This is a genomic window from Arthrobacter wenxiniae (assembly GCF_013376105.1).
Taxonomy (GTDB): domain Bacteria; phylum Actinomycetota; class Actinomycetes; order Actinomycetales; family Micrococcaceae; genus Specibacter; species Specibacter wenxiniae.
The window spans coordinates 1-25925 of record NZ_JAAMFM010000008.1 but is presented as its reverse complement, the minus strand read 5'-3'; the positions used below and the strand labels follow the sequence as shown (position 1 = coordinate 25925).

Here is a 25925-nt window from a genome sequence, read left to right as displayed (position 1 = left end):
CCGTGTCCGCCAACGCCGTGCGGTCCCGCTCGGGCATCCACGGCCATGAGACCGCCTCCGGGTGGCTGTTCACCGGCCCGGTGCTCTTCCTGCTCGGCCTGTTCCTGGTGATCCCCGTCCTGATGGCCCTGTGGGTGAGTTTCTCCGACTGGGGCGGCCGCGGCAGCCCGTTCTCGGCCGGCGTGCACTTCATCGGTTTCGACAACTACTCCAAGCTGCTCGCCGGCGGCGGACTGGCGGAGCAGGACTTCGGGACCTCGTTGCGCAACAACGCCTGGTACGTGGTTCTCGTGGTGCCATTGCAGACTGCGCTGTCCCTCTTCCTTGCCGTACTGGTCAACCGGGCGGTCCTGCGCGGCCGCGGCTTCTTCCGCACGGCGTTCTACTTCCCCTCCGTCACCAGCTCAGTGGCCATCACCGTCCTGTGGCTTTTCCTGTTCAGCTCGACCGGCAGTGTCAACAAGCTGCTCTCCTACATCGGCATCACCGGACCGAACTGGTTCAACGAACCCAGCGGCATCCTGCACGACCTCCTCGGCGTGTTTGGCGTGCAGAACGGCCCGGCCTTCCTCACCGGGGGCACCTTCCTCGGGATTTCGTGGTGGGACTGGCTGGCCGGCCCGTCGGTGGCGATGAGCGCCTACATCATCATGGGGATCTTCACCACCAGCGGGACCTTCATGCTGTTGTTCATCGCCGCCCTGCAAAACCTCGACCGCGACGTCACCGAAGCGGCCATGGTCGACGGCGCCAACGGCTGGCAGCGCTTTTGGCAGGTGACACTGCCGCAGCTGCGCCCCACCCTGTTCACCGTGCTCACGCTTGGCCTGATCGGTTGTTGGCAGGTCTTCGACCAGATCTACACCGGAACCCAGGGCGCCCCCGACAAGACGACGCTCACCCCGGCCTACCTGTCCTACCAGGCCGCCTTCCAGGATCAGGGCTGGGGGCAAGGCGCCGCGATCGCCTTCATCCTGTTCGTGATCATCGTCTTCTTCACGCTCTTCCAGCGCTGGGTGCTGCGCGAACGCAAGGTCTCCCGGCGCAAGATGCGGCCCTACCTGTCCGTGGGCACAGGCAGCAGCGGCGTCCCGGCCGGCGCCGCGGCCGCGGGGCAACCACCGGCGCCGGACGGAGAACGCCAATGAGCATCACCCAGTCGACAGACACGGCCGGCACGAAACAGGACCTCGTGCGCCGCCGGGACCGCAACGGCACCATGGCCGCCACGTCCGTGCTTTACGCGGTCCTCATCGCGCTGGCCATCGTCTACATCTTCCCGTTCCTTGTGCAGGTGGCGACGTCGTTCAAATCGGAGACTGAAGCGGCGCAGAGCCCGGTTTCGCTTGTGCCGCAGGTGTGGACGACGGCGGCCTACCGGGGGTTGTTCGCCCACTCGGACTTCCCTGTCTGGTTCAAGAACTCGGCCATCGTCACCGTCTGCGTCACCCTCGGCCGCGTGTTCTTCGACTCGCTCGCCGGCTACGCCCTGGCCCGCCTGCACTTCCGCGGCAGGGGCGTCATCTACGCCGGCCTCATCGCCGTGATGAGCGTGCCCGGCGTCGTCCTGCTCATCCCCAAGTTCCTGGTGCTCAACCAGGTCGGCATCTACGACTCGTACACCGGGATGATCGTGCCCCTGCTCACCGACGCGGCCGGTGTGTTCATCATGAAGAACTTCTTTGAATCCGTCCCGATCAGCGTCGAGGAGCAGGCCCGGATCGACGGCGCCGGCACGTTCCGGGTGTTCTGGTCGATCGTCCTGCCCATGTCCAGGCCGGCCCTGATGACCATCATCATCCTCTCCTTCCAGGGGTCCTGGAACGAGCTCTCACACTTCATCGTCTCCACCCAGTCGCCCGCGCTGACCACCCTCACGAAGGGGGTGGCCTCGCTCGCCAGCGGACAGCTGGGAGGGCCCACCCAGTATCCGCTCAAGCTTGCCGCCGCCGCGCTGATGACCGTACCGGTCGCCGTCATGTTCTTCATCTTCCAACGCCGGATCATGAACACCACCGAGGGTGCCGTGAAAGGGTGAGCCACAGCGGGGCGGGGGCCCTGACACCTGGGCCGGGGCCCGGCGTCGTGCGCCGGCGGCACGGGCAATTAGTTGTTGTGCCGCCCGGTATGGCAAAATGGGGGACGTGCCGGCTGGGCGGGCTCCTGCCACAGGGGGACCGTCCGCCAACAGGCGGCACACCGGGATTCACCCTTGATACCCCGGGCTAAAAAACTTTCGCTTTCCGTGACTGGCCTGCGCCGTCCACGGGATCCGTGACATAAAGCAAATGACCTGTGGCGTTTGCCTGGAGTGAGAAAAATGCAGATTCTCGATTCTGTTGACGCAGCCAGCCTGCGCAGCGACATCCCCGCCTTCCGGGCCGGTGACACCCTCAACGTCCACGTGAACATCATTGAAGGCTCCCGCGCGCGTGTCCAGGTGTTCAAGGGCTTCGTCCTTGGCCGCCAGGGCGACGGCGTCCGCGAGACCTTCACGGTCCGCAAGGTCTCCTTCGGTGTCGGCGTGGAGCGTACCTTCCCGGTGCACTCGCCGGTCATCGACAAGATTGAGGTTGTCACCAAGGGTGACGTCCGCCGTGCCAAGCTCTACTACATGCGCAACCTGCGCGGCAAGGCTGCCAAGATCAAGGAAAAGCGCGACGCCGTTCCCGCCAAGTAACGGGAATCGCACTTTGCCCCAAGCGAAACGCCAGTCCAGGAAACTGGGCTGGCGTTTTGTTGTTCTTGCCTTGGTGGTGATGTTCCTGCTGACCGCCGTGGTGCGCAATGTCTGGACGGATGTCTACTACATCCCGTCCGGGTCCATGGAGCCGCTGCTGGTGACCGGGGACCGCGTGCTGGTTTCGCGCACCGATTTTGCGCTTACGCCCATCAAGCGTGGCGACGTGGTGGTCTTTGACGGCCGGGGGTCGTTCACACCGTGGCAGTCGGGCCGGGACCCGCTCACTGACGCGGCCGTCGGCGCCGGGCAGTGGCTGGGCCTGGTCCCCAACAACAACATTTACGTCAAGCGGGTGCTGGGGGTGGCGGGGGACACCGTGAAGTGCTGCACCGCCGCCGGCCTGCTGGAGGTCAACGGGGTTCCCGTCACTGAGAGCTACCTGTATCCCGGCGACAAGCCCAGCGAGTTGAGGTTCGACGTCACCGTCCCGCAGGGTAAATTGTGGCTCATGGGCGACCACCGGAGCATCTCAGCGGACTCGCGGTCCCTGCTGGGCATGCCCGGCGGCGGCCTCATCTCCACGGGCAAGGTGATCGGCCGCCCGTGGGCCACGGTGTGGCCGCTGGGGCGCGTCCACGTGCTCAAGAACGACGCCGCCACCCCCTAGCGCGCCCGTCCCACCCCTGTTGAACGACAAACTTAAGGAACCAGCCCCATGGAGCAGAACGTGCCCGGCGAGCCCGGCCAGTCCCACCCGGACGACGGCGGTGCAACGGACGGCGCGCACGGCGCCGGCGCGCACGGTGGGCACGGCGCGCACGCGCCCGAGGCCACGGCGCTGGAGCGCTTCAGCAGTGGCGTCTGGTCCTGGGGGAAGGAAATCATCACCATCCTCGCCATTGCCCTGGTCCTTTCCTTCCTCATCAAGACGTTCCTGTTCCGGGCCTTCTACATCCCCTCCGGATCCATGGAAAACACCCTGCGCATCGACGACAGGATCTTCGTGAACCTGCTGGTGCCGGAGCCGTTTGCGCTCAAGCGGGGGGACGTCGTCGTCTTTAAGGACACCCTGGGCTGGCTTCCGCCGGAACAGGCGAAGACGGGCCCGTTCAGCTGGATTGGCGACGTCGCCACCTTTGTCGGCCTGGCCCCGGACAGCTCGCAGCAGCACCTGGTCAAGCGCGTCATCGGCCTGCCGGGGGACCACGTGAAGTGCTGCGACGCGGCCGGCAAAATGACAGTGAACGGCGCGGCCCTCACCGAACCGTACCTGTTTCCGGGGGCTTCGCCGTCCGACACCACCTTCGACGTGACCGTCCCGGCCGGACACATCTGGGTCATGGGCGACCACCGGAACAATTCCGAGGACTCGCGCGCGCACCAGAGGGACAGCGGCACCGGCTTCGTGCCGATCTCCGCAGTGGAGGGCCGCGCCATCGTCATCGCCTGGCCGCTGAACCACGTGGGCATCCTGGGGAACTACCCGAAGGTTTTCGCCAATGTGCCGGAACCGGCCGGCGTCACCAAGGGGACGTCGTCGGGCGTCGTCCCCACGGGAAAATAGTGGCAGCGCTGCCGCCCACCCTGGAGTGGGAACGTGAACTGGCGGCCCAGGGCTACACGCTGGTGGGCGGCTGCGACGAGGTGGGCAGGGGCGCGCTGGCCGGACCCGTCAGCGTGGGCCTGGTGGTCATCAACGCCGCAACCGCCGCCGAGCTGCCCGGCGTGAAGGACAGCAAGCTGCTGCGCGGGCCGGTGCGCCAGGCCCTGGTGCCGGCGATCCAGGCGTGGGCGCAGGCGCATGCCGTGGGACACGCGTCCGCGGCGGAGATCGACGCGGTCGGCCTGATGGCCGCCCTGCGATTGGCGGGGACGCGCGCCCTGGCCGCGGTGGCCGCCGAACTGCTGCCGGGCTACGTCATCCTGGACGGGAACCACGACTGGCTCTCCGTGCCCGTGCAGCCGGAACTCGTTTTTGCCGGCACTCCTGCGGGAGCGGATTCCGGCGCGTCGATGACCGTACGGACCCGCATCAAGGCGGACCTGACCTGCCTGTCCGTGGCCGCCGCCAGCGTCCTCGCCAAGGTGGAGCGAGACGCCATGATGGTGGAGCTGGCGCAGGAGTTCCCGCAGTTCGGTTGGGACGGCAACAAGGGCTACGCCACGGCCGCGCACCGGGCCGCCATCGCCGGGCACGGACCCACCGGCTTCCACCGCAGGACCTGGCGGCTCACCTAGCGTTTCGCCGCCGGCGTATGGCCGCGTTCGTCCGCAGTGCCCCCGGTGATGGATGATGGAAGCATGAGCGCTGAGGACCTGGAGAACTACGAAACCGACATGGAGCTGCAGCTCTACCGCGAGTACCGGGACGTGGTGAACCTCTTCAGCTATGTGGTGGAGACCGAGCGCCGCTTCTATCTGGCCAACCACGTTGACCTGCAGGCGCGCTCGGCCGACGGCGAGGTCTACTTCGACCTGACCCTGCAGGACGCGTGGGTGTGGGACGTCTACCGCACGGCCCGCTTCGTCAAGAACGTCCGCGTCATCACCTTCAAGGACGTCAATGTCGAGGAACTGATCAAGACCGACGACCTTCAAATCCCCAAGGACGGCCAGCTGGGCCCGCTCGGCTGACGGCTCCGGCCGCAGGACCCCGGCAAGGGGCCGCCCCACGTGGGCGGGGACGACGGCGGAATGGGGGTTCCGGCGTCGTCCCCGCCTTTTTGTTCCTCCACAGTTTGTTCCTCCACAGTTTGTTCCTCCACAGGGGGAGTCCGGGCGCGTGCCGTCCACATTCGGGCAGCTGCCCCTGCCGCGGCGTGGAATTTTCCGCCACTCTGGCAGTGGAGGTTGCCATGAGAGCGAAAGACACGTTGGGCCGGAGCGGCGAAAGGGTCGCGGCGGACTACCTGGAGGATAAGGGAATCCGGGTCATCGACAGCAACTGGCGCTGCCCGTCCGGGGAGATTGACCTGGTGGCGCTTGACGGTTCCGAGCTGGTGATCGTGGAGGTCAAGACACGGCAGTCGCGCCGTTACGGCGACCCGCTGGAGGCCGTGACGGCGGCCAAGCTGCGCCGGCTGAGGACCCTGGCGGTCCTTTGGGCGCGTGAACACCGGCATGTCATCGGCGCGCTGCGCATTGACGCCGTGGGAATCATCATGGATGGACGGTCGGCGCCCAGCATTGACCACCTCAAGGGCGTGGCCTGAGTGGGGATGGGCAGGGCGCTGGCGGTGGCCCTCGTGGGGCTCAACGGCCACGTCATCGAGGTCGAGGCCGACATCGGGCAGACGCTGCCCAGCTTTGTGCTCCTGGGGCTTCCGGACGCCGCCCTGAGTGAGGCCCGCGAACGCATCCGTTCGGCCGCCCAGAACTCGGGCATTCCCCTGAGCCGGCGCAAGATCACCGTCAACCTGGTCCCCGCCTCGCTGCCCAAGAAAGGCTCCGGCTTCGACCTTTCGAAAGTCTATGATAGACACACTATGAAAAGCAATGGCAGAGCCGCCGGAATCTATGTACGCATCAGCCACGACCACGAGGGCGCCGGACTTGGCGTGGCACGCCAGGAAGAGGACTGTAGGACGCTGGCGGCCCGCCTGGGCTGGACCGTTGCCGCCGTCTACGTGGACAACGACATTAGCGCCTATCAGCGCCGCCGCGTCCGTAAAGGATACAAGGCCCTGTTGGCCGACGTGGAGGCCGGGACGATTGACGCCATTCTTGCCTGGCACACCGACCGGCTGCACCGCCGCACGGCCGAACTCGAGGGATTCATTGACGTGATTGAGCCGCGGGGCGTGGAGGTGCAAACCGTGCAGGGCGGGCCGCTGGACCTTGCCACGTCACAGGGGCGCATGGTGGCCCGCATGGGCGGTGTCCTCGCACAGCACGAGATAGAGCACATGCGGGAGCGCATGATCCGGGCCAAGGCCCAGGCCGCCGACATGGGCAAGTGGCGGGGCGGGCCGCGCCCGTTCGGCTATGAACCGGACGGGGTGACGCCGCGGGCCGCCGAAGCCGCCGCGCTGGTGCGGGCGGCGGACAAGTTCATTGCGGGCCAGTCCCTGCGCAGCGTGGCACGCGACATGGCCGCGGACGGCATCACCACATCCTCGGCCGGCGCACACCCCATGGATGAAATAGCGCTCCGCCGCATCCTGCTACGCCCGCGAAACGCCGGCTGGATGGAAAACCGGGGCGAGATTACCGGGCCGGCGAACTGGCCCGGCATCCTGCCCGAGGAAACCTGGCGCGCCGTCACCGCAAAACTCAAAGACCCCGCCCGCACCACGACGACGGGCAACACGGGCCGGTGGCTCGGCTCCGGGCTGTACCTGTGCGCGGTGTGCGGTGGCACCGTCCGGGCCGCTGCAGCGACCGGCGGGCGGCGCGTCTACCGGTGCAAGTCCGGCGCCCACGTGACCCGCGACCAGGCGCAGACGGACAAGCTGGTCCGCGGCGTCATTGCCGGCCTGCTGCGCAGGCCCGAGACGCTGGCCCGCTTCACCACCGCCCGGCCCGACACGGTGGCACCGCTGCGGGCCGAGGCCGCCGCCCTGCGCACCCGCCGCGACCTGCTGGCCGTCGACTACGCCAACGGCGACCTGACCGGGGCGCAGGTGCGCATAGCGACGGCGAACCTTGACGGGAAAATCCGGGACGTGGAGGCCCGGCTCGGGGCGGTGGGCATGGCCGCATCCATGGCGGGGCTCGCCTCCGCGCCCGACCCGGCGCAGGTATTTCTGGACGCCGCCGTCGGCCGCCAGCGCGCCGTGCTGGCCGCCCTTGCGGTAGTCACCATCCACCCCCAGGCGAAGGGCCGCACCAAGGGCTGGCGCGGCGGGGAACCGTACTTTGACACCGAATCCGTCACCGTGGAACTGCGGGAGGGCTAAACAATGCGTACGGCGCATAAAGTACGCGCCCAGCGTGTGAATTATCCTAAACAATACGTACAGCGCATAAAATACTCCCCCAGCGCGTAAATTGGTTGACAAAACTTGTCATCTTTACTCACATAGCCGCCGATAAGGGTTTATGATTGAGGTATTGGTTCACCACCAAAAGCCGTTTGTATTCCACGAGAACGGCACCTATTACGCAGATGCAGAGGCAACAAAGGTGAAGCCGTAACTGACCGCTTCGTGGGGGTTAGCGCTTACGGTGCCACACCGAAGAGAACGATTCTTCGGAGGTGTCCAAAATGTCCACACGGCGGCTCGCAAGCGCCCCAGACGCTGCAACATACAAGCAGGTTAGCGAAGGCACAATTTGGCGGTGGGCCAAACTCGGCCTAATCACCCGCTACCGCATCAGCCCGCGCCTGGTCCGCTTCGACCTCAATGAACTTGACGAAATGATCCACGCGGACACGTCCAACCGCGAAGCCGGCGCACGATGAACCCCGGAGACAGCAAACGCCGCCCTGCCCAGGCGGCGCCGCGATCTGCTGATGATCCCATTTTGGCACGGGCCGCGCGAATTGTCGCCAGCATGCCGCCCCTCACCGCGGCCCAGCTCGACACCCTGGCCGTCCTGCTCGGCGGTGAATCATGAGCGAAACACGCATGCCCCGAATGACCGCAGACACGGACTTTGAACTGTCCCCGGCACTGTCCGCACGGCTCGGGGCCGACGCATACACCGGCCCGCAAATCCACACGCACGGACTCATCATCCACGCCATATGGGCCGAAGGCGCCTGCGGCGTTGCCGTGCGAGGCTTCGGCACCTACGCACGCGAGGACGTGCTCTTTCTCGACTACGAGCAAGCCTGCGCCCTGGCCAACGCGTTCAAACACGTCCTGCCCAACCTGGCCCGGCTGCGCGAAGAGACGGGCGGGGACCTCTGATGGTCGACACACGCGTCCTGCGGGAAGCGATGAACCACCCAAAAACAGCACCCACGGCCTACACCCCGCCGGCGGCCTACGCCGGCACAATCAACCCCGGCGCCGCCAAGGCGTTGGCCGAGGAATGCGCGGCAGTTCAAAACGCACCCGAAGGCACCCGCAACCACACACTAAACCGGGCCGGTTTCAACCTCGCCCAGCTGGTGGCCGGCGGGGAACTACCCGGCAACCTGGTGGTGCAGGAGCTTACCGCCGCCGCACGCCTTGCCGGCCTGGAGGACGCGGAGATCAAACAGACCCTCAGCAGTGCGCTGCCGGCCGGTGCAGTCCAGCCAAGGGTCATAAAACCACTGGCCGACGTGAACGAATGGATGAACGGCTGGCCCGCCACCGGCACAGCACCCGCGCCGGCCCCGGGCACAGCGGGTGGGGAACCCGTGCCAGACGCGGGAGAAGAGCCGGCCTCATGGGCGCCCCAAGACCTGACGGCCGCCATCAACGGCACATACAAGCCGCTGCTGCCCACCATCATGCCCCGCACAGACGGCGTGTTCCTGCTCTACCCCGGCAAGGTCCACTCCCTGCAAGGAGAGTCCGAATCCGGGAAATCCATGCTCATGCACGCCGAAACCGCCCGGCTCCTCAACGCCGGCCAAGACGTCCTCATCATCGACTTTGAAGACACACAAACAACCGCGGTGAACCTGCAGAAACAGCTGGGCGCCAAACCGGAAAACATCGCCGCCCACCTCCACTACATCAGCCCCGAATGCCACCCCTTCGGCATGACAAAAGAACTCGGCGCCTGGGAGAGCCTGCTCAACAACCGCTACGCCCTGGTTGTCATCGACGGCGTGACCGAGGCGTTCGCCGTGTTCGGCGTCAAATCCATTGACAACGACGAAGTCACCAAATGGGGCCGGGCCGTGCCCCGCGTCATTGCCAGGAGGACCGGCGCCGCCGTCGTCGTCGTCGACCACGTCACCAAATCAGCGGACGGCCGCGGCCGGTACGCCATCGGCGCCCAAGCCAAAATGTCCTACCTGTCCGGCGCCTCCTACATGGTCGAAGTCATTGCACCCCTGGGCGTGGGCCTGGTGGGCCGGCTCGGCCTGCGCGTCGGCAAGGACCGCCCCGGCCAGGTGCGACCCAAGGCCGGCGCGTGGAGCAAAACCAACAGGACCCAGGAAATAGCCGTGGCCGTCATCGACTCCACCACGCCCGGGCACATTGACTACACGCTCGAGCCGCAAGGCGAACCGATGCCGCCCGACGACCGGGACGAGGAAACCCTGACCAAGGTGGCCGAACTCATCGAACAGGCACCCAAACCTCCGTCGCTCCGAACCATCCTGGACAACGTGCGCGGAGGCCGGCCACGGAAGATTGCAGCCATCGCATTACTGGCGGCCGAGGGCTACATCAGAATCCAAAACGGAACCAATAATTCGCAGACACACCACCACCTGAAAAAGTACCCATAAATAGCCGTTTTCAGGTGTGTCAGTGTGTCTCCCCTTAAGAAAGTGGGGGAGACACACACACAGACACCGTGTTAAGACACACCCGAGACACACCCGAGACACACTGACACACCCAGCGAAACAGACAAGGAAAAAGCATCATGACAACCAGCCCCAGCACTGGCACGCAGAACAACCCAACCGACGCCGGATTCATCACGGGCCACCTGCCAGACGGGACGCCCTGCCTCGTCACCGACTGGGCCTCAATATGGGATGACGACAGCCCCGGCCACGCCGCCCTCGTCCGGGCCGACGCCGAACGCTGGGCCGTCTTCATCGGATTCCCGCCGGACTGTGCCACCGCCAAGGCCGCGCTGGCCAGTATCACCCATCTTTACCGCAGCCCCGGTGTGGACACCGCCGACGCCAACCAGGCCCGCCGCGCCGCCAAGGCCGCCGCCAAGGGATACCGCGCACCGCTCGACTGGATAGCAGAGAACTAGCCATGAGCAACAGCCCACGCCCCCGTGCACGCGCCCGCTGCTGGGCGTGGCGCTACCCGGACGGAACCGAACTGCCAGGCATCGGCCTGTTCACCAACAACATCCTGCAAGCCCACCTGACACCGGCACAGGCCCGCACCATGGCCGACCGGCTGCACGACCTCGCAGACCAAATCGAAACAACAAACCGCAACCCGCCAGGAGACACCGAATGAACGCCACCCCAGCCACCCAGGAACAATTCATGCTCAACGTCAGCCGTGACGTGTTCGCCCTCGCCACCGCCCAGGTCAACACCAACGCAGACCCCAAGCTGAACGTCCGTGCGTTGGTCATGGCCCAGCCCGAACACCTGCGCCTGTCCTACGCCGCCGAACTCTGCCGCTGCCTCGTGATGAACCTGGGAGACCTGCTCCTGGACCTGCACGGCACACAGGAGGGCGCACGCGCAGCCATCGGGCGCGGCGCCCTGAACTTCGAGTCCGCCGTCAACGACACCACCACACCACCCAGCGACGACGGCAAGGACTAGGCGCCATGCCATGCACACGCCACGCCACCCACACAGGCACAGCACCACGCCCTGCCTGTGTGTGCGTGGCACACAGGCACAGCACCACCACACACGCCGCTGTCGTGACGACGTGACGACACGACAGCGTGACGACACGACAGCAGGACACGACGACAGACACGCCATGACGTCCCAAATCAAACGGAACGCCCTTGCCGGTACCGGGAGCCACCCGGGGGGTGCGGGGCGCTCAGCGGGGCACACAGGGCCGCACAGGGCAGGTTTTTTTCTACCGGGCGATATGCGGGCGACCGCGCCATTTCCATTTTTTTCTCCCCCCGACGAACGGCCGGTGGGGCACCATGGGCAGGAGACAACGCCGTGACTGAACAAAACCGAACACACGCGCCGGGCGCGGCCAGTGACAACGCTTACCGGAAGGGCTGCCGCTGCGCCGGGTGCCGGGCGGCCCACGCGGCGGCAGCGCGGCGGCGCAGGGCTGGCCCGCCCGCGCCGCCTGCGGATGTGCCGGCCGGTCCCGGCCCCATCGAGTTGTCCGTCATGGCCGAGTTGGGGAAGCTGCCGCCCGGCGCGGGCGGGTTCTGGGGCCCCGTGTGGCGGGAGCTTGCCCTGTATGATGCGCGGCTCATTGACCGGGCCGTGGCCACCGGCGAACACAATATCGTTTCGACGATGCAAAGCCGCCTGGCCAACGTCATTGACCGGCTCGTGGCGGGGGCGCCGCGGGGTCCGGAGGACACGGCGGAGTGGGCGGCGTGGGCTGGGGACTTGTGAGTGAATGACACGGCTGTGATTCGGGCGTAGAATGCGGGCAACGGTTTTACCATCGGTTCCAGTTTGCCCGGCCCGCCACGGCCAGCCCGGCAACCTGGCCCGGCGAAATGGTGGGCCGCCAGTTGACGCAGATTTCCTGACCGCCACGGCCTGCCAGGCAACGCGAGACGACAAGACGCCCTTGTGGCGCATGATCCCATTACTTTTTCGGGCCACAGGCCCAAGCCCAGGAGGGCGAAATCATGACCATTGCAGAACTTATTAGGCGGGTTCAGGAAAACCGGGCCGTAAAGGTTCGTGAGTTCAACGACACCCAGGCGGATTTTGACAAGCTGCGGGCCATTCGGGAGGAAAGTTCCGGGCGTGTCTCGTTTACGCCGGAGCAGGCGCGTTCCTACGACAGTTTGTGGAAGTCGCGGGCCAGCCTTGACGAGGAAATCAAGGCGTTCGATGCCCGCATTGCGGAGCTTGAGCGGGAGCAGGCGCAGGATGATGCCGTGGCCCGTGCGGGGGCCGGCCCCTTGTATGACAGTCACGGCGCCCCGCTGGAACGCGGCCGGGACGCGGAGGCGGTGCAGCCTGTGGGCCGTGCCGGTGCCGGTGCCCGTTCGGCGGGCCAGAAGTTCACCGTCCGCGGTTCGCAGGATCCGGCGGCCGTGGTGGCCGGGCAGCGGTTCGCGGATCATCCGGCGGTGCAGCGGGCCAGGGCTGCTGACGCTGCCCGTGAGCAGGCCACCACGGCGATGCACGGCGGCATCACAAACCTGCTGCGGTCCCTGACCACCTCGGGCGCCTCGGCTGTCGTGCCGGTGTCCTGGTCTTCGGAGCTTATCGACCTGGCCCGGAACAACGCGGCCGTGTTCAAGGCCGGCGCCAGCCTGGTCCCGATGGGCACGCAAACAGTCAATATCGGAAGGCTGACGGCGGACCCCACCTCGGCATTCCGCACTGAGGGTTCCGCGATCACGGCCAGCGATCCAAGCTTCGACATGGTCACCCTGGTTGCCAAGACGATGAATTGCATGGTCGTCGTCACCAACGAGTGGCTGCAGGACGCGGAAAACGCGGAAGACCTGGTCAAGAACGCAATGGGAAGGTCAATGGGCCTGGCGCTGGACCGCTTGGCCCTGTATGGCGGCATCCTGACCGGTGACCCGTCAGGCGCGAACTTCCCTGTTCCGCCCAACCCGCGCGGCGTCCTGGCCGCGCTGAACGCGGTACTGCCCGCCAACGTGTTAGGCGGCTCCGCAACCAACGGCACCACGCCCACGAACTACGCGGAATGGCTGGCCCTGGACTACACGCTGGAGAACCTGAACGAAACGCCCACAGGGCTGATTGTCCCGTCCCGGCTCATGCAAAAGTACGCCGGCCTCGTGGACACGTTGGGCCAGCCGTTGCGGAAGCCGGACGACTTGAACGACCTGCCGGTGTACGTCTCCAACCAGGTGGCTAAGGGCATGACGAAGGGCACCAGCAGCACCGCGGCTGACGCGTTCATCGGCAACTGGGAAGAGCTCCTGATCGGGCAGCGCCTCGAGATGACCGTGCAGGTGTTGACGGAGCGTTACGCCGACCTCGGACAGACCGCGTTTGTGATCACCTGGCGCGGAGACATTCAGCCGGCCCGGCCGTCCGCGTTCGGCGTATACCGGTACCTGAACGGGCTGTAATGGTTCTTGGTGCGGGGCAGGGAACGCCGGGGTGGGTCAAGAATCCGTCCTGGCGTCCCACCGTCCCAGAAATCACGCTCAACTCCCCGTTGTATGAGTGGGCCAGTGATAGGCGGGAACCGGATGGGGCGCCGCCGGTCCCGGTCCCGCCCACGAACTGCACCCACATCATGACGCTCCTGTCCCCGGTCACGGGCCAGCTGGTCACGTTTGTTCCCGGCGAGACCCTGCCGGCGTGGGCTTTGCCTTACAGATAGGAAAACAGCATGTTGCACAACCAGGAGCCGCTGACACTGGCGCCGCTCGACGGGCAGGGCGTGCCGGAAGTTTTCACCGACTACGCGCACCACGTGCACCCGGCCACGGCCACGGAGGTTGTTTTCTGCCCTGGTGAACGCATCCCGGACTGGTTCAACAGCCCGGCCGCCTGGGCCGCCGCGTGGGAGGCTGCGGGGCGGCCCAGGATGGACCCCGAGACTGTGGCGTGAACGCCACCCCAGCCCACTCTTTATGAGCTGTTCACGGGCAAGGGGAACGATGGCCGGCGAGGCTCTTTTTCAGGGGCCGGTGACCCGGCCAGCGCCACACAGGAAGCCCCGCACCAGTGCTGGTGCGGGGCTCCTTCACGTCAGACCCCCGCGAACAGCCCGGCGATGGCGTCCCGCCGCTGCACGTCCGAAACCTCGGTGTACAGGGCAGTGGTGGCCACGGACGAATGCCGCATGAGCTCCTGGACCACGCGGAGGTTGGCACCGTTGCGGAGCAGCGCCGTGCCGTAGTAGTGGCGCAGCTGGTGCGGGGTGGCGTGCACGCCGGCACGGGCCAGGGTGTCGTGGATCGTCTTGCCTACCGCGGTGCGGTGGATGGGTCCGTCGTTCCTGGGGGACGGGAACCACCAGCCGTCCGCCGGGAAGCCGGCGGCCCCGGCCAGAACGAGCGGGTGCACCGGCAGGGTGGCCTCCTTCGCACCCTTGCCGACCACGTACAGCAGCCCCGCGTCGAGGTCGAAGTCATCACCCCTGATCTTGGCGATCTCGTGCACGCGCAGCCCCTCAAAGGCGGCGAGGAGGATCATCATGCGGGTGGTGCGCCGGTTCGCCGCCGCCAGCACGGCCTGCAGCTGTGCCTCGCTGATGGGGCGTGGGAGGCCGGCGCGGCGGCGCGGCTTCGGCACCCGGCCCACGGGGTCATCCTCACGCAACCCCGCCGCCACCAGGTACGCGGAGTACGCGCTGATTGCGCCATGGTAGGTCAGGCGCGTGCCGGGCGTGAGTCCCGGCCTGGTCATGAAACCGATAATGTGCGCGGGCGTGATTTCCAGCGGCCCACACCCGGCGAAACCGACAAGGTTTTTGATGGTGCGGGCCCGGTCCGCTATGGTCCGTTCCGACGCGCTGACGGACTCCTGCCAGAGCCGCCACCCGGCCAGCACGGCCGCGAGCTCCCCGGCATGGGCTTCGGTGGCCGCCGGCATGGGCGGGTGCCGGAGCGGGGCCCTGGGCGCCGCGCTCATGACCGGCTCGCCAGGTCATAGAGCAGTTCGGCCAGCTGCCGGGCCGCCCACCCGGACGGCAGGGAAATCTCGCTCCCGTCCTGCTCGACCACGATTTCCAGGATGCCGTCACACCAGGAGCCGTAGACGAACGTGGACCCGTCCTTGGTCTGGTGGCGGGATTCGTAGACGTCGGCCCAGCCGGCGGGGTCGACGTCCGCCGGGACGGCCTGCAGTTCCCAACCGGCCGGTGGTGTGGTGCGCGTGGTGCCCATGATGACTCCTAGGTAAGTGTGTCAAAGCTTGTTCTTCGACCTGGCCATCGTCATGGCGGCGCTGGAGGCGGCCGGGGACGTGCGCCGGACCGGGGGGACGGTCTTCATAGCCGAGCTGGGCCTGGACGGTCGGCTGCGGGCGGTCCGCGGCGTGCTGCCCGCCGTCCTGGCAGCCATCAAGGCGGGCTGGAAGGAATTCGTCGTGGCGGAGCCCAACCTCGCCGAGGCGGAGCTGGTGGCTGGTGCGAAGGTGCGCGGCTACGGCTCGCTCGCGCAAGTGGTCGCCGACTTCGACGCCGACCCCCAGGACCTGGTGCTTGCCGTGCCGGACGGCCCGCCCGCTGCCGCCGGGTCCGACGACGACGGCGCGTCCGCCGGGGAGCAGGCCCCGCCGGACCTCTCCGAGGTGGCCGGTCAGGCGGAGGCTCGCCTGGCCTTGGAAATCGCGGCCGCCGGCGGGCACCACCTGATGATGGTGGGGCCGCCGGGTTCGGGCAAGACCATGCTCGCCGAGCGCCTGCCCGGACTGCTGCCCGCACTCAGCGACGAGGAGGCCCTGGAAGTCACGGCCATCCATTCCCTGGACCAGGTGCGCCGCGGCTCCAACGCGCTGATCCGCCGCCCGCCCTACGAGCGCCCGCACCACTCGGCCAGCACCGCGTCCATCATTGGCGGCGGCACCGGCATCCCGCGGCCCGGGGCCGCTTCCCGCGCCCACCGGGGCGTGCTCTTCCTCGACGAGGCACCGGAATTCGACAAGCGGGTCCTGGATGCCCTGCGCCAGCCCCTCGAGAGCGGCGAACTGGTACTGCACCGTTCGGCGGGAACGGCGGCCTACCCTGCGCGCTTTCAGCTGGTGCTGGCCGCGAACCCCTGCCCCTGCGGCAAGGCCGCGGGCAAGGGGATCAGCTGCGAATGCACGCCCATGGCGCGGAGGCGCTATTTCGGACGCCTGTCCGGCCCGCTGCTGGACCGGGTGGACATCCAGTTGCAGGTCAACCGTGTACAACTTGCCCAGCTCTCCGATGCCGGCCCGCGGGAGAGCACCGACCAGGTGGCTGTCCGCGTGAAACTGGCGCGGGATACCGCCCGGGAGCGCCTGCGCCCCTTCGGACTGGTTCACAACGCCGACCTCACCGGCAGGATCCTGCGCGGCCCGCTCCGCCTGCCGTCGGCGGACACGGCGCTGCTGGACCGTGCCATGGGCCAGGGCAGCCTGTCCGCCCGCGGCTACGACCGCGTGCTGCGCCTGGCCTGGACGGTGGCCGATCTGCAGGGGCGGCCCCGGCCCTGCGCCGACGACGTGGGCCTGGCCCTGACATTGCGACAACGAGGAGAAGGACTATGAACGCCACCACTGTGGACCCGGGCACCCTGAATCGGGGCAATGCCGACGTCCGGCTCGCCCGGGCGGCGCTGACCCGGCTCATGGAACCGTCCGACCTGGCCGGACTGGCACTCATTTCGGTGGCCGGCCCGGTGGATGCGCTGGCCCTCATCCGCAGCGGAGCGGAGTCAAGCGCCGTGCTGGAACAGGAAATGACGGCCGTGCTGGCGGAGACCGGAGCTGGCCGGTGGCCGGGCCTGGCGGATGCGCTGGGGCGGTGGAGGCCGCGGCTTGCGGATCTGGCTCCGGAACGCGACCTGGCCGTGGTGGAGCGGTACGGCGGGGGGCTGCTGATTCCGGAGGACCCGGCGTGGCCGCCCGCCCTGGCGGACCTGCAACTGGCGGAGCCGATTGCCCTGTGGATGCGCGGACGCGTGCTTCACCTGCCGGAACAACGGCGCTGCATTGCCCTGGTCGGCTCGCGGGACAGCACCAGCTACGGCGCCAATGCCACGGGGGAGATGGCAGCAGCGCTTGTACAGCGCGGCTACACGGTGGTCAGCGGCGGCGCATACGGCATCGACGCAAGTGCCCACCGGGGCGCGCTTGCGGCGGCCAGGCAGGACCCCTCCTACTGGGGTTCGGTGCCACAGGGCCGTACCGGGGCCGGCTCCGGTGCCGGGGGCGTGGCGCAGCCGCCCACTCTGGCGGTCATGGCCGGCGGCGTGGACAGGTTCTACCCGTCCGGAAATGAGGAACTGCTGCGCACCGTCACCGAGCAGGGTGCCATCGTCGCCGAGGTTCCGCCGGGCACCAACCCGACCCGCTACCGCTTCCTGCAACGGAACAGGCTCATCGCCGCACTGTGCGAGGTGACGGTGGTGGTGGAGGCGCGGTGGCGCTCCGGCGCGCTGAACACGGCACACCACGCAGCGGGCCTCAGCCGTTCCGTGGGCGCGGTGCCGGGCTCGGTGTATTCGGCAAATTCGGCCGGCTGCCACCGGCTGCTTCGCGAAGGGGCGGCAGTGTGCGTCACTGACGCCGCGGACATTGCCGAGCTCGCGGGCGAGGCAGGCTCCAACCTGGTACCCGAACAACGTGGGGCACCGGCCCTGCACGACGGGCTCGGGGTGGAGGACCTCCTGCTCCTGGACGCGCTTCCACTTCATTCGGCCACCTCTGTGGACAAGCTCAGCGTCGTGGCCGGCCTCGGGACCGCGTCGGTGCTGGCGGGGCTGGGCCGGTTGGAACTGCTGGGTCTGGCCCGGCGGCTGGACACGGGCTGGAAACGCGGCGGTTGAGCCGAGGCCGAGGCCCGAGCCCGGCGCAGGCCGGCGCTTGCTTGATGCGGCGGCCTTGCCCGGTCACGGGGCTGCCGCCGGGTGCGGTTGCGTGCCCAACGGCCGCCCATGCCGGCTCGATTGATAGCGTGGACGCCATGGACATCACGGTTCTGCAGGCGGACATCACCCGGCTGGAGGTGGACGCCATCGTCAACGCGGCTAACTCCGGGCTGCTGGGCGGAGGCGGGGTGGACGGCGCCATCCACCGAGCTGCGGGTCCCGAATTGCTCGCCGAATGCCGGGAACTTCGGCGCACCCGCTTTCCTGGGGGCCTGCCCGTGGGGGAAGCCGCTGCCACCGGGGCGGGCCGGCTTCCTGCCCGTTGGGTGATCCATACGGTGGGACCCAACAGGCGGGCGGGCCAGGTGGACCCGAAGCTGCTCGAAAACTGCTTCAGGCGGAGCTGTGAGGTGGCCGCGGATCTTGGCGCCCGGTCCGTGGCGTTTCCGGCGATCGGCGGGGGAGTGTACGGCTGGGCCGCGGAAGACGTCGCAGCGGCAGCGGTGGCAGGCCTGGCGGCAGCGGCGGCAGGCCTGGCGGCCGCCGGGCCCAATGCTGCAGGCCGCCGTGTGCCGAGGATGCCGGAGTCCGTGGTTCTCGTGGCGTTCGCGGAAAACATGGCGCGGGCGTTCCGAGGCGCCGTGGATTGACCCGGGGCGCACCGGCGGGTCAGCTTGCCCGGGCGGGCCGGACGGCGCACAGTGGGATGGTGGACCATGAAGAACGCGCCCGCCTGCCCGAACCACTGGCCAAGGCAGCCGAGGGCTTTGAGCGATACCTGGCCGCGGAACGGGGGAGGTCGGCGCACACTGTCCGTGCCTACCGCGGCGACGTCGACGCGCTGCTCATCCACGCGGTCACCGAGGGGGTTGCCACACTGGACGGGCTGGGGCTGCCACTGCTGCGACGCTGGCTCGGTGAGCAAAGCGCCGCGGGCATGTCGCGCTCCACGCTGGCCCGCCGCGCCGCGACGGCGCGCAGCTTTACCGCCTGGGCCCTCCGCGAGGAGCTTCTGGACGTCGACCCGGCACTGCGGCTGAAGGCCCCCAAACAGGACCACGCACTCCCGGCCGTGCTGCAGCAGCAGCAAATCCAGCGGCTCATGGCGGGCCTTGCGGACGCCGCAGCGGGCGGCGACGCAACAGCCCTCCGCGACCATGCCATGGTGGAGCTCCTGTATGCCACCGGCATCCGTGTCGGCGAACTTGCAGGCACCGACATTGACGACGTCAACCGGGAACGGCGCACCCTCCGCGTCCTGGGCAAGGGCAACAAGGAACGGGTGGTGCCATACGGGCTGCCGGCAGGCACTGCCGTTGACAAGTGGCTGGCCAGGGGAAGGCAGGCGCTGGCCGGGGACCACAGCGGCCATGCGCTCTTCCTGGGCCAAAGGGGAGGGCGGATCGACCAGCGGACAGTGCGCACCGTCGTCGGACGTGTCTTTGCCGCGCTGGGAGACACCTCCGCCACCGGGCCGCACACGCTCCGGCATTCAGCGGCCACGCACCTGCTCGACGGGGGCGCCGACCTGCGGACCGTGCAGGAAATCCTGGGCCACAGTTCCCTCGCGACGACGCAGTTGTACACCCATGTGTCGGTTGAACGGCTCCGCGACGGCTACCGGCAGGCGCACCCCAGGGCCTGAACCGTGGGGTGGGCAAGCGAGGGCGCGGGCGGGGCCCGTGCGACACCATGCCGCTTGTGGTGGCGCATTTGACGCGGCTACGGCACAATGGGAGGGAGCCATGGGGCGGACGGCGGTTTTCCGGCCCAACCCACGGGGAAAAAGAGGTTTCGGCAGTTTAGGGTCGGTCACATCCGGCTCCGTGCAACGTCAGGTTCCATCCGTTTGAAGGTCGTTGGGGAAGACGCACCTACTGCAATGGAGGATGGAATGAACGTCGTAATGACGCGCGGTGTCTTGTTTGTGCACTCAGCCCCGGCTGTCATGTGCCCACATATCGAATCATCCATCGCGGGTGTGATGGACCAGCGCACGGGGCTGCAGTGGACGCCACAGCCCGCGGCGCCCAATGTCATGCGTACGGAGTACGTGTGGTACGGCCCCGCCGGCACCGGTGCGCGCCTTGCTTCCGCGCTGCGCGGCTGGGCCAACGTCCGCTACGAGGTTACCGAGGAGCCCAGCGCCGGCTGCGACGGCTCCCGCTGGTCGCACACCCCGGAACTGGGCATCTTCCACGCCGTCACCGACGTCCACGGCAACATCATGGTCTCCGAGGACCGCATCCGTTACGCGTACGAGGCAGGCAAGGGCGAACCGTCTGCCGTCTACCAGGAGCTTTCGCTGGCCTTGGGCGAGGCCTGGGACGAGGAACTTGAACCGTTCCGCCACGCGGCGGCCGGGGCCCCGGTGCGCTGGCTCCACCACGTCGGCTGACACGCGGCGTTCGAGGTTCGCGACAAGTCCCACTCCGGGGCCGTTGGGGCGTCATTATCTCCAACGCAGCGGGGCGTCATCATCGCCAACCTTAACGGAAAGGCGGCGCCCACCTCGAAAGGTCGGAGCCGCCATCGCGCCGAAGGCTTCCAGGAATGCCTAGGCCAGCTCGACCTTGGGGCCGGTGCTGCGGATGGCCACCACGGCGTTGTGGCCGCCGAAGCCAAACGAGTTGTTCAGGGCCATCACCTGTCCCTCGGGCAGTTCACGCGGCGTGCCGGTGACAACGTCGAGGGGGATTTCCGGATCCTGGTTTTCGAGGTTGATCGTGACGGGCGCCAGGCGGTGGTAGACGGCCAGGACTGTCAGCACCGACTCAACGGCCCCCGAGGCGCCCAGCAGGTGCCCCATCTGGGACTTGGTGGCGGAGACGCACACATTGTCCACGTGGTCGCCCAGGGCGGCACGCAGTGCGATGTATTCGGGGCGGTCGCCCACCGGCGTGGAGGTGGCGTGGGCGTTTACGTGGACCACGTCGGTCGCCTGGGCGCGCGCGTCGAACAAGGCGGCCTTCAGGGCGCGGGTGGCGCCGAGGCCCTCCGGATCCGGGGCGGTGATGTGGTAGGCGTCCGCCGTGACGGACGTGCCGGCCAGCTCGCCGTAAATGCGGGCGCCGCGGGCCAGGGCGTGTTCCTCGGCCTCGAGGACCAGGGCGCCGGCACCCTCGCCCATGACAAAGCCGTCACGGTTGAGGTCGTAGGGCCGCGAGGCATGTTCTGGGTCGTCGTTGCGCTTCGAAAGGGCCTGCATGGCGGCGAAGGCGGCCATGGGCAGCGGGTGGATGGCAGCCTCGGCGCCACCGGCCATGACGATGTCGGCCTTGCCCGAACGGATCAACTCCAGGCCGATGTGCAGGGCCTCGGTGCCGGAGGCGCAGGCGGACACCGGCGTGTGGGCTCCGGCGCGGGCACCCAGGTCGAGGCTCACCGCGGCGGCGGGGCCGTTGGGCATGAGCATGGGAACGGTCATGGGGAGCACCCGGCGCGGGCCCTTTTCACGCAGCGTGTCCCAGGCGTCCAGCAGCGTCCAGACCCCTCCGATCCCGGTTGCGAAGGCGACGGCCAGGCGGTCGTGGTCAATCTCCGCCAGGCCCGAATCCTTCCAGGCCTCGCGGGCGGCCACCACGGCAAATTGGGTTGAGGGATCCATGCGCTTGGCTTCCACGCGGCTGAGGGTCTCGGAGGCGGGAGTCGTGACCCGGGCCGCGAAATGTACCGGGAGGTCGTACTTCTCCACCCATTCGTCGGTCAGGGTGTGAGTGCCGGATACACCCTTCAGCGCGTTCCTCCACGTTGTGGGGACGTCGCCGCCGATCGGCGTGGTTGCTCCGAGTCCAGTGATGACTACTTTGCGGGCCATGGTTCAACTCTCTGAAAAAGAAAAATGTACAGGACATACTCAATTACTGCTGTGGGTGGCCGGCACGTAACGTGCCGGCCACCCACGAATGCCCCGTATCGCACTAGCGGAGGAGGGCAGCAAGGGCGATGAATTACGCCTGTGCGCCGGCGATGAAGCTGACTGCGTCACCGACGGTCTTGAGGTTCTTGACTTCCTCGTCGGGGATCTTGACGTCGAACTTCTCTTCGGCGTTGACGACGATGGTCATCATGGAAATCGAGTCGATGTCCAGGTCGTCCGTGAAGGACTTGTCCAGCTCAACCGCCTCGGGCGCCAGGCCGGTCTCTTCATTGACGATTTCAGCCAAGCCGGCCAGGATTTCTTCGTTGCTAGCCATTGACGGCTCCTTCGTTTGTTGTTTTCGCTGTGATCAAGGGCTTTGATCTTTTCAGGCAGTGTTGATCAAACCACGTTTGCGGCCCGACCTGCTATCTGAATCTAGGGGAGGCGGACCACCTGGGCGCCGAACACCAGTCCGGCACCAAAGCCGATCTGAAGCGAGAGTTTACCGGAAAGTTCGGGATTCTCCGCCAGCAGGCGGTGCGTGGCCAGCGGAATGGACGCCGCGGAGGTGTTGCCGGCGTCGGCAATGTCGCGGCCGATGATCACGTGCGCGGGCAGCCGGAGCTGCTTGGCGAGCTCGTCGATGATGCGCATGTTTGCCTGGTGCGGGACGAACGCGCCCAGGTCGGCGGCGGTGATGCCTGCGTCGTCGAGCGCCTTCTTGGCCACCTTGGCCATTTCCCACACGGCCCAGCGGAACACCGTCTGGCCGTCCTGGCGCAGGGTGGGCCACAGGGTTGCATGGGCCTCGTCGGCCGCGGCGGATTCAATGTCGTCGGCCTTCATGGCCTGGTCGCTGAAGTCGCGCACCTCGATGAGGGAGTGCGTCATGCCGATGGTGTCCCACCTGCCGCCGTCGGACCCCCAGACGCTGGGGCTGATGCCGGGCTCGTCCGAGGGTCCGATCACCACGGCGCCGGCGCCGTCGCCGAGCAGGAACGAGATGGTGCGTTCGTGGTTGTCGATGACGTCGGAGAGCTTTTCGACCCCAATGACCAGCACGTATTCGGCGGTGCCGGCCCGCACCAGCGCATCAGCCTGGGCGATGCCGTAGCAGTAGCCGGCGCAGGCCGCGGAGATGTCGTAGGCCGGGGCCGGCGTGGCGCCGAGCCGGTCGGCGATCAGCGCGGCGGCCGACGGCGTGGCGTAGGGGTGCGTGACGGTCGAGACCAGCACCGTGCCGATCTGTGACGGTTCGATCCCGGCGCTCCTGATGGCCTCGGCCCCGGCCGCCACCGCCATGTCGACGACTGAGACATCGCGGGGGGCGCGGTGGCGGGTCACGATGCCGGTGCGCTGGCGGATCCACTCGTCGGAGGAGTCGATCCACTGGCAGACGTCGTCGTTCGTGACAATCACGTCGGGGCGGAAGGCACCGATCCCCAAAATGCGGGCCCCGGTGCGGGCTGTGTGCTGTTTCAGCGTGGGTGTGCTCATTTGCTGTCCTCTGTCTGCTGCGCGTGCCCTGACAGCAATCGCTTGGCGGCTTCCAAATCGTCCGGTGTTTTCACTGCAACGGTAGCAACACCGCTCATGCCGCGCTTGGCCAGGCCGGTCAGGGTCCCGGCCGGCGTAAGTTCGATCAGGCCGGTCACGCCCATGGCGGACATGGTCTCCATGCACAGATCCCAGCGGACGGGCCGCGACACCTGGGCGATGAGCGACTCCAGTGCCGCTTTTCCGGAAGGTACGACGGCGCCGTCGTAGTTGGAGAGCAGCGGCACCTTGGGTGCGTGCGGGGACAGTGACGGGGCCAGGGCCTCGAGGGCCGAGACGGCCGGGGCCATGTGGTGGGTGTGGAAAGCGCCGGCAACCTGCAGCGGGATGACGCGGGCCTTCGCTGGCGGGGCGGCCACGAGCGCGGCGATCTGCTCCATGGTTCCGGCGGCAACCGTCTGTCCCTTGGAGTTCATGTTGGCCGGTGCCAGCCCGGCGGCGGCAATCGCCGCCAGGACTTCCTCCGGGTCCCCACCCACCACGGCGGCCATGCCGGTGGGGGTGGCGGCGGCGGCGTCGGCCATCGTGTTGGCGCGCACCCGCACAAACGCCATGGCGTCCTGGCTGGACAGGGTGCCGGTCAGGGCCGCCGCGGTGATCTCCCCGACGGAGTGCCCGGCAACCACCACCTGCAGGGATTCCAGGGGGACGTCCAGCAGGGCTTCGGCCGCCACCAGCCCGGCGGCGACGATCAAGGGCTGGGCCACGGCGGTGTCCTTGATGGTTTCAGCATCCGAGGTGGTGCCGTGGGCCAGCAGGTCGATGCCCGCGGCCTCGCTGAGGGACGCCAATCTTTCCTCGACGCCGGGACGTTCGAGCCAGGGCGAAAGGAAGCCGGGCGTTTGGGAACCCTGACCAGGGCAGACTATTGCAAGCACATTTACCAGCTTTCCAAACTTAAGGGTCTTTGCACGGTGTTTGCGTGCACCAAGCTCACGAGGTTGATTTGTAGGAAGTCTACAATATCGGGGCCGTGCCGAGGCGCCGCCGCGATGCCCTGGAGGGCCCGGCGGCGGCGTTGCGGGACGGGCTCAGCCGCGTGCGGCCGGACGGTCGGGCGCCTGCTTGGGCGTGGTGGCCAGCCGTCCCACCACCAGTGCCGTCTGGAGCACAAAGGCCTCGCGGGGGATCAGCGGATCCCAGCCGGTGACGTCGCAGACCCGCCGCAGCCGGTAGCGGACAGTGTTGGAGTGGACAAACAGGTCCCTGGCCGCAGCCTCGAGGGAGTGCCCCAGCTGCAGGTAGCTGTTGAGCGTTTCAATGAGTCCGTTGGAAGCCGTGACCAGCGGCCGATAAATGTTTGAGACCAGCGCCCGCCGGGCGGAGTCGTCGCCCCCCATGACCCGCTCAGGCCAAAGGTCCTCAGCCGACACGGGACGCGGCGCGCCCGTCCAGCCCTTGGCCGCGGCCATGCCCGCGAACGCTGCCAGGGCAGACGCCGTGGCGTCCGCCAGGGTGGCGGCCAGCGGGCCATAGACCACCGGACCGGGCGCGAACAGCTCGCTCAGGCGCAGGTAGGCGGTTTCGGGGTCGGCGACGCTGCCGAGCACCAGGATCAGCCGGTCGCCCTGGATGCCCACCATGGCATCCGCGGCAAAGCGGCCGGCGGCCCGGCGCAACGTCGCCAGGAAGGTGGCGTCCGCCTCGGCGGGGGCCGGTCCCACCATGATGGTGAAGCGGTTGTGCGAGGTCCAGCCCAAGGCCGAGATGCGCGACTGCAGGGCGTCCGGATTCTCCCCGCGCAGGATCCCGTCAACGGCCAGTGCCTCCAGCCGCGTGTCCCAGGCGCCGCGGTTCTCCGCCGCCCGGGCGTAGACGTCGGCGGCGGCGAACGCCACTTCCCGCGAGTACCGCAGCACTGCCTCGCGGAGGGCAACCTGCTCCGTGGCGCTGGCCAGTTCGGGGACGCGGTCCTCCACGACCTGCACCACCGTGCGGATGAGCTGCAGCGCCCGCTGCAGGCTGATGGAGCGCGTGAGCTCGGTGGGGGCCGTGCCAAAGACATCGGAAAGCACCCAGCTCGGCGAGGACGGGTGTTCATACCAGGACACAAACGCCGAGATCCCGTTTTGCGCCACCAGGCCCAGTGACGACCGCTCATCGGCGCTGAGGCGCCGGTACCAGGGCAGCGTGCTTTCAAGTTCGCGCAGCATGGTGGTCGACAGCGGGCCGATGTTGGCGCGCAGACGCTTGAGGGTCTCCGAGGTGCCGTTGGCCCGCCGGGCCTGTTGCGGGACACGGTCCTGCGGAGTCAGTTTGGAGGCTGCGGCGGGGACGGCCCCCGCACCGGAATTCGTAACTGCCATTCCTCGAGGATATGTCCTCCGGCGGCCAATACCGCTAATTGTGCGAATACGACAATGCGGACGCAAGGATGTGCCCGGCCCGGCGGCCGGCTGTCCGGGACGTGCAAAGGGGCCGGCGCAGGCAATCTGCCTGCGCCGGCCCCTTCATGTGCCTCGAACGGGAGGTGTTGGGGTTTAGCTGTCGCCTCCGGCGTTGCCGGTGGTGCCGGCGTTGACGTTGTTCAGGTCGTATTTTTCGGCGGCCTGGCGGGGTGTGCCGGGGTCGATCGTGCCC

29 protein-coding genes are annotated in these 25925 nt (G+C 67.8%); 22 read left to right on the top strand and 7 right to left on the bottom strand.

The features are described 5' to 3' along the window. Positions 1-2: 2 nt before the first annotated feature. The 17 genes from G6034_RS07595 to G6034_RS07515 all read left to right on the top strand — a co-directional run bounded on the left by G6034_RS07595 (position 3) and on the right by G6034_RS07515 (position 13977). On the top strand, positions 3-1148 hold the full coding sequence (locus G6034_RS07595; RefSeq protein WP_176634507.1) for an ABC transporter permease subunit: 1146 nt from the start codon (positions 3-5) through the stop codon (positions 1146-1148). 71 nt (positions 1149-1219) lie between these two features. Further along, the gene (locus G6034_RS07590; RefSeq protein ID WP_246295439.1) at positions 1220-2038 is read left to right on the top strand and encodes a carbohydrate ABC transporter permease; all 819 of its coding nucleotides are present in this window, start codon (positions 1220-1222) and stop codon (positions 2036-2038) included. Between the two features lie 282 nt (positions 2039-2320). After that, entirely contained in the window at positions 2321-2680 is a 360-nt protein-coding gene (gene rplS, locus G6034_RS07585; protein ID WP_176634505.1) for a 50S ribosomal protein L19, read from the top strand. A gap of 13 nt (positions 2681-2693) precedes the next feature. After that, the gene (gene lepB / locus G6034_RS07580) at positions 2694-3350 is read left to right on the top strand and encodes a signal peptidase I (protein ID WP_176634504.1); all 657 of its coding nucleotides are present in this window, start codon (positions 2694-2696) and stop codon (positions 3348-3350) included. 48 nt (positions 3351-3398) lie between these two features. Next, positions 3399-4247 (top strand): signal peptidase I, encoded by an 849-nt coding sequence (lepB, locus tag G6034_RS07575; protein ID WP_176634503.1) that lies wholly within the window; start codon positions 3399-3401, stop codon positions 4245-4247. Next, positions 4247-4921: a ribonuclease HII gene (locus tag G6034_RS07570; protein ID WP_176634502.1), complete on the top strand. Its 675-nt coding sequence runs from the start codon at positions 4247-4249 to the stop codon at positions 4919-4921. The genes lepB (G6034_RS07575) and G6034_RS07570 overlap by 1 nt, the downstream gene beginning before the upstream one ends. A gap of 63 nt (positions 4922-4984) precedes the next feature. After that, positions 4985-5317: a DUF2469 domain-containing protein gene (locus tag G6034_RS07565; protein WP_110501570.1), complete on the top strand. Its 333-nt coding sequence runs from the start codon at positions 4985-4987 to the stop codon at positions 5315-5317. Between the two features lie 221 nt (positions 5318-5538). Next, positions 5539-5895, top strand: a complete 357-nt coding sequence (locus G6034_RS07560) for a YraN family protein (protein WP_176634501.1) — start codon at positions 5539-5541, stop codon at positions 5893-5895. A gap of 6 nt (positions 5896-5901) precedes the next feature. Continuing rightward, entirely contained in the window at positions 5902-7581 is a 1680-nt protein-coding gene (locus tag G6034_RS07555) for a recombinase family protein (RefSeq protein WP_246295438.1), read from the top strand. Between the two features lie 681 nt (positions 7582-8262). Then, complete coding sequence (locus G6034_RS07550; RefSeq protein ID WP_176634499.1) at positions 8263-8538, top strand: hypothetical protein; 276 nt, start codon at positions 8263-8265, stop codon at positions 8536-8538. Beyond that, the gene (locus G6034_RS07545) at positions 8538-10022 is read left to right on the top strand and encodes an AAA family ATPase (protein ID WP_176634498.1); all 1485 of its coding nucleotides are present in this window, start codon (positions 8538-8540) and stop codon (positions 10020-10022) included. The genes G6034_RS07550 and G6034_RS07545 overlap by 1 nt, the downstream gene beginning before the upstream one ends. 140 nt (positions 10023-10162) lie before the next feature. Further along, positions 10163-10507: a hypothetical protein gene (locus G6034_RS07540; RefSeq protein ID WP_176634497.1), complete on the top strand. Its 345-nt coding sequence runs from the start codon at positions 10163-10165 to the stop codon at positions 10505-10507. Positions 10508-10509: 2 nt separating this feature from the next. Next, complete coding sequence (locus G6034_RS07535) at positions 10510-10722, top strand: hypothetical protein (protein WP_176634496.1); 213 nt, start codon at positions 10510-10512, stop codon at positions 10720-10722. Then, on the top strand, positions 10719-11039 hold the full coding sequence (locus G6034_RS07530) for a hypothetical protein (RefSeq protein ID WP_176634495.1): 321 nt from the start codon (positions 10719-10721) through the stop codon (positions 11037-11039). The genes G6034_RS07535 and G6034_RS07530 overlap by 4 nt, the downstream gene beginning before the upstream one ends. A 543-nt stretch (positions 11040-11582) precedes the next feature. Beyond that, on the top strand, positions 11583-11816 hold the full coding sequence (locus tag G6034_RS07525; RefSeq protein WP_176634494.1) for a hypothetical protein: 234 nt from the start codon (positions 11583-11585) through the stop codon (positions 11814-11816). A 242-nt stretch (positions 11817-12058) separates the two neighbouring features. Then, positions 12059-13489, top strand: a complete 1431-nt coding sequence (locus G6034_RS07520) for a phage major capsid protein (protein WP_176634493.1) — start codon at positions 12059-12061, stop codon at positions 13487-13489. 266 nt (positions 13490-13755) lie between these two features. Beyond that, a complete protein-coding gene (locus G6034_RS07515; protein ID WP_176634492.1) occupies positions 13756-13977 on the top strand; it encodes a hypothetical protein in 222 nt (73 codons plus the stop codon). A gap of 140 nt (positions 13978-14117) precedes the next feature. Here the strand turns inward: G6034_RS07515 and G6034_RS07510 are convergent, their stop codons facing one another. Both G6034_RS07510 and G6034_RS07505 read right to left on the bottom strand, forming a co-directional pair. Continuing rightward, a complete protein-coding gene (locus G6034_RS07510; protein WP_176634491.1) occupies positions 14118-15002 on the bottom strand; it encodes a tyrosine-type recombinase/integrase in 885 nt (294 codons plus the stop codon). Next, positions 14999-15256, bottom strand: a complete 258-nt coding sequence (locus G6034_RS07505; RefSeq protein ID WP_176634490.1) for a hypothetical protein — start codon at positions 15254-15256, stop codon at positions 14999-15001. Before G6034_RS07505 ends, G6034_RS07510 begins: the two co-directional genes overlap by 4 nt. Before the next feature lie 16 nt (positions 15257-15272). On the opposite strand from G6034_RS07505, the gene G6034_RS07500 reads away from it, so the two are divergent. The 5 genes from G6034_RS07500 to G6034_RS07480 all read left to right on the top strand — a co-directional run bounded on the left by G6034_RS07500 (position 15273) and on the right by G6034_RS07480 (position 20324). Then, positions 15273-16604 (top strand): YifB family Mg chelatase-like AAA ATPase, encoded by a 1332-nt coding sequence (locus G6034_RS07500; protein WP_343037983.1) that lies wholly within the window; start codon positions 15273-15275, stop codon positions 16602-16604. Then, positions 16601-17884: a DNA-processing protein DprA gene (locus tag G6034_RS07495; RefSeq protein ID WP_176634489.1), complete on the top strand. Its 1284-nt coding sequence runs from the start codon at positions 16601-16603 to the stop codon at positions 17882-17884. Before G6034_RS07500 ends, G6034_RS07495 begins: the two co-directional genes overlap by 4 nt. A 137-nt stretch (positions 17885-18021) precedes the next feature. Beyond that, positions 18022-18576 carry an O-acetyl-ADP-ribose deacetylase gene (locus tag G6034_RS07490; protein ID WP_176634488.1) on the top strand — a complete coding sequence of 185 codons (555 nt, stop codon included), beginning with the start codon at positions 18022-18024 and terminating at the stop codon, positions 18574-18576. Between the two features lie 56 nt (positions 18577-18632). Next, complete coding sequence (locus G6034_RS07485) at positions 18633-19571, top strand: tyrosine recombinase XerC (RefSeq protein ID WP_176634487.1); 939 nt, start codon at positions 18633-18635, stop codon at positions 19569-19571. Between the two features lie 249 nt (positions 19572-19820). Next, the gene (locus tag G6034_RS07480; RefSeq protein WP_176634486.1) at positions 19821-20324 is read left to right on the top strand and encodes a DUF3145 domain-containing protein; all 504 of its coding nucleotides are present in this window, start codon (positions 19821-19823) and stop codon (positions 20322-20324) included. Between the two features lie 159 nt (positions 20325-20483). Here the strand turns inward: G6034_RS07480 and fabF are convergent, their stop codons facing one another. The 5 genes from fabF to G6034_RS07455 form a co-directional block, all read right to left on the bottom strand. Further along, on the bottom strand, positions 20484-21743 hold the full coding sequence (gene fabF / locus G6034_RS07475; protein WP_176634485.1) for a beta-ketoacyl-ACP synthase II: 1260 nt from the start codon (positions 21741-21743) through the stop codon (positions 20484-20486). A gap of 133 nt (positions 21744-21876) precedes the next feature. Continuing rightward, on the bottom strand, positions 21877-22122 hold the full coding sequence (locus G6034_RS07470) for an acyl carrier protein (RefSeq protein WP_038462997.1): 246 nt from the start codon (positions 22120-22122) through the stop codon (positions 21877-21879). 101 nt (positions 22123-22223) lie between these two features. Further along, entirely contained in the window at positions 22224-23285 is a 1062-nt protein-coding gene (locus tag G6034_RS07465; RefSeq protein WP_176634484.1) for a beta-ketoacyl-ACP synthase III, read from the bottom strand. Then, positions 23282-24223 carry an acyltransferase domain-containing protein gene (locus G6034_RS07460; protein ID WP_176634483.1) on the bottom strand — a complete coding sequence of 314 codons (942 nt, stop codon included), beginning with the start codon at positions 24221-24223 and terminating at the stop codon, positions 23282-23284. The genes G6034_RS07465 and G6034_RS07460 overlap by 4 nt, the downstream gene beginning before the upstream one ends. 153 nt (positions 24224-24376) lie before the next feature. Continuing rightward, complete coding sequence (locus G6034_RS07455; RefSeq protein WP_176634482.1) at positions 24377-25651, bottom strand: PucR family transcriptional regulator; 1275 nt, start codon at positions 25649-25651, stop codon at positions 24377-24379. Positions 25652-25925: the final 274 nt, after the last annotated feature.

Bases quoted from the DNA above. Each gene is read 5' to 3' on its own strand.
- G6034_RS07480 (WP_176634486.1), top strand. From the start codon at position 19,821: ATGAACGTCGTAATGACGCGCGGTGTCTTGTTTGTGCACTCAGCCCCG.
- G6034_RS07495 (WP_176634489.1), top strand. From the start codon at position 16,601: ATGAACGCCACCACTGTGGACCCGGGCACCCTGAATCGGGGCAATGCC.
- G6034_RS07525 (WP_176634494.1), top strand. From the start codon at position 11,583: ATGGCCGAGTTGGGGAAGCTGCCGCCCGGCGCGGGCGGGTTCTGGGGC.
- fabF (WP_176634485.1), bottom strand. From the start codon at position 21,743: ATGGCCCGCAAAGTAGTCATCACTGGACTCGGAGCAACCACGCCGATC.
- G6034_RS07550 (WP_176634499.1), top strand. From the start codon at position 8,263: ATGACCGCAGACACGGACTTTGAACTGTCCCCGGCACTGTCCGCACGG.
- G6034_RS07530 (WP_176634495.1), top strand. From the start codon at position 10,719: ATGAACGCCACCCCAGCCACCCAGGAACAATTCATGCTCAACGTCAGC.
- G6034_RS07465 (WP_176634484.1), bottom strand. From the start codon at position 23,285: ATGAGCACACCCACGCTGAAACAGCACACAGCCCGCACCGGGGCCCGC.
- G6034_RS07545 (WP_176634498.1), top strand. From the start codon at position 8,538: ATGGTCGACACACGCGTCCTGCGGGAAGCGATGAACCACCCAAAAACA.
- G6034_RS07540 (WP_176634497.1), top strand. From the start codon at position 10,163: ATGACAACCAGCCCCAGCACTGGCACGCAGAACAACCCAACCGACGCC.
- G6034_RS07590 (WP_246295439.1), top strand. From the start codon at position 1,220: ATGGCCGCCACGTCCGTGCTTTACGCGGTCCTCATCGCGCTGGCCATC.
- G6034_RS07560 (WP_176634501.1), top strand. From the start codon at position 5,539: ATGAGAGCGAAAGACACGTTGGGCCGGAGCGGCGAAAGGGTCGCGGCG.
- G6034_RS07555 (WP_246295438.1), top strand. From the start codon at position 5,902: ATGGGCAGGGCGCTGGCGGTGGCCCTCGTGGGGCTCAACGGCCACGTC.
- G6034_RS07505 (WP_176634490.1), bottom strand. From the start codon at position 15,256: ATGGGCACCACGCGCACCACACCACCGGCCGGTTGGGAACTGCAGGCC.
- G6034_RS07455 (WP_176634482.1), bottom strand. From the start codon at position 25,651: ATGGCAGTTACGAATTCCGGTGCGGGGGCCGTCCCCGCCGCAGCCTCC.
- G6034_RS07485 (WP_176634487.1), top strand. From the start codon at position 18,633: ATGGTGGACCATGAAGAACGCGCCCGCCTGCCCGAACCACTGGCCAAG.
- G6034_RS07565 (WP_110501570.1), top strand. From the start codon at position 4,985: ATGAGCGCTGAGGACCTGGAGAACTACGAAACCGACATGGAGCTGCAG.
- G6034_RS07510 (WP_176634491.1), bottom strand. From the start codon at position 15,002: ATGAGCGCGGCGCCCAGGGCCCCGCTCCGGCACCCGCCCATGCCGGCG.
- G6034_RS07520 (WP_176634493.1), top strand. From the start codon at position 12,059: ATGACCATTGCAGAACTTATTAGGCGGGTTCAGGAAAACCGGGCCGTA.
- G6034_RS07490 (WP_176634488.1), top strand. From the start codon at position 18,022: ATGGACATCACGGTTCTGCAGGCGGACATCACCCGGCTGGAGGTGGAC.
- G6034_RS07535 (WP_176634496.1), top strand. From the start codon at position 10,510: ATGAGCAACAGCCCACGCCCCCGTGCACGCGCCCGCTGCTGGGCGTGG.
- rplS (WP_176634505.1), top strand. From the start codon at position 2,321: ATGCAGATTCTCGATTCTGTTGACGCAGCCAGCCTGCGCAGCGACATC.
- G6034_RS07515 (WP_176634492.1), top strand. From the start codon at position 13,756: ATGTTGCACAACCAGGAGCCGCTGACACTGGCGCCGCTCGACGGGCAG.
- lepB (WP_176634503.1), top strand. From the start codon at position 3,399: ATGGAGCAGAACGTGCCCGGCGAGCCCGGCCAGTCCCACCCGGACGAC.
- G6034_RS07470 (WP_038462997.1), bottom strand. From the start codon at position 22,122: ATGGCTAGCAACGAAGAAATCCTGGCCGGCTTGGCTGAAATCGTCAAT.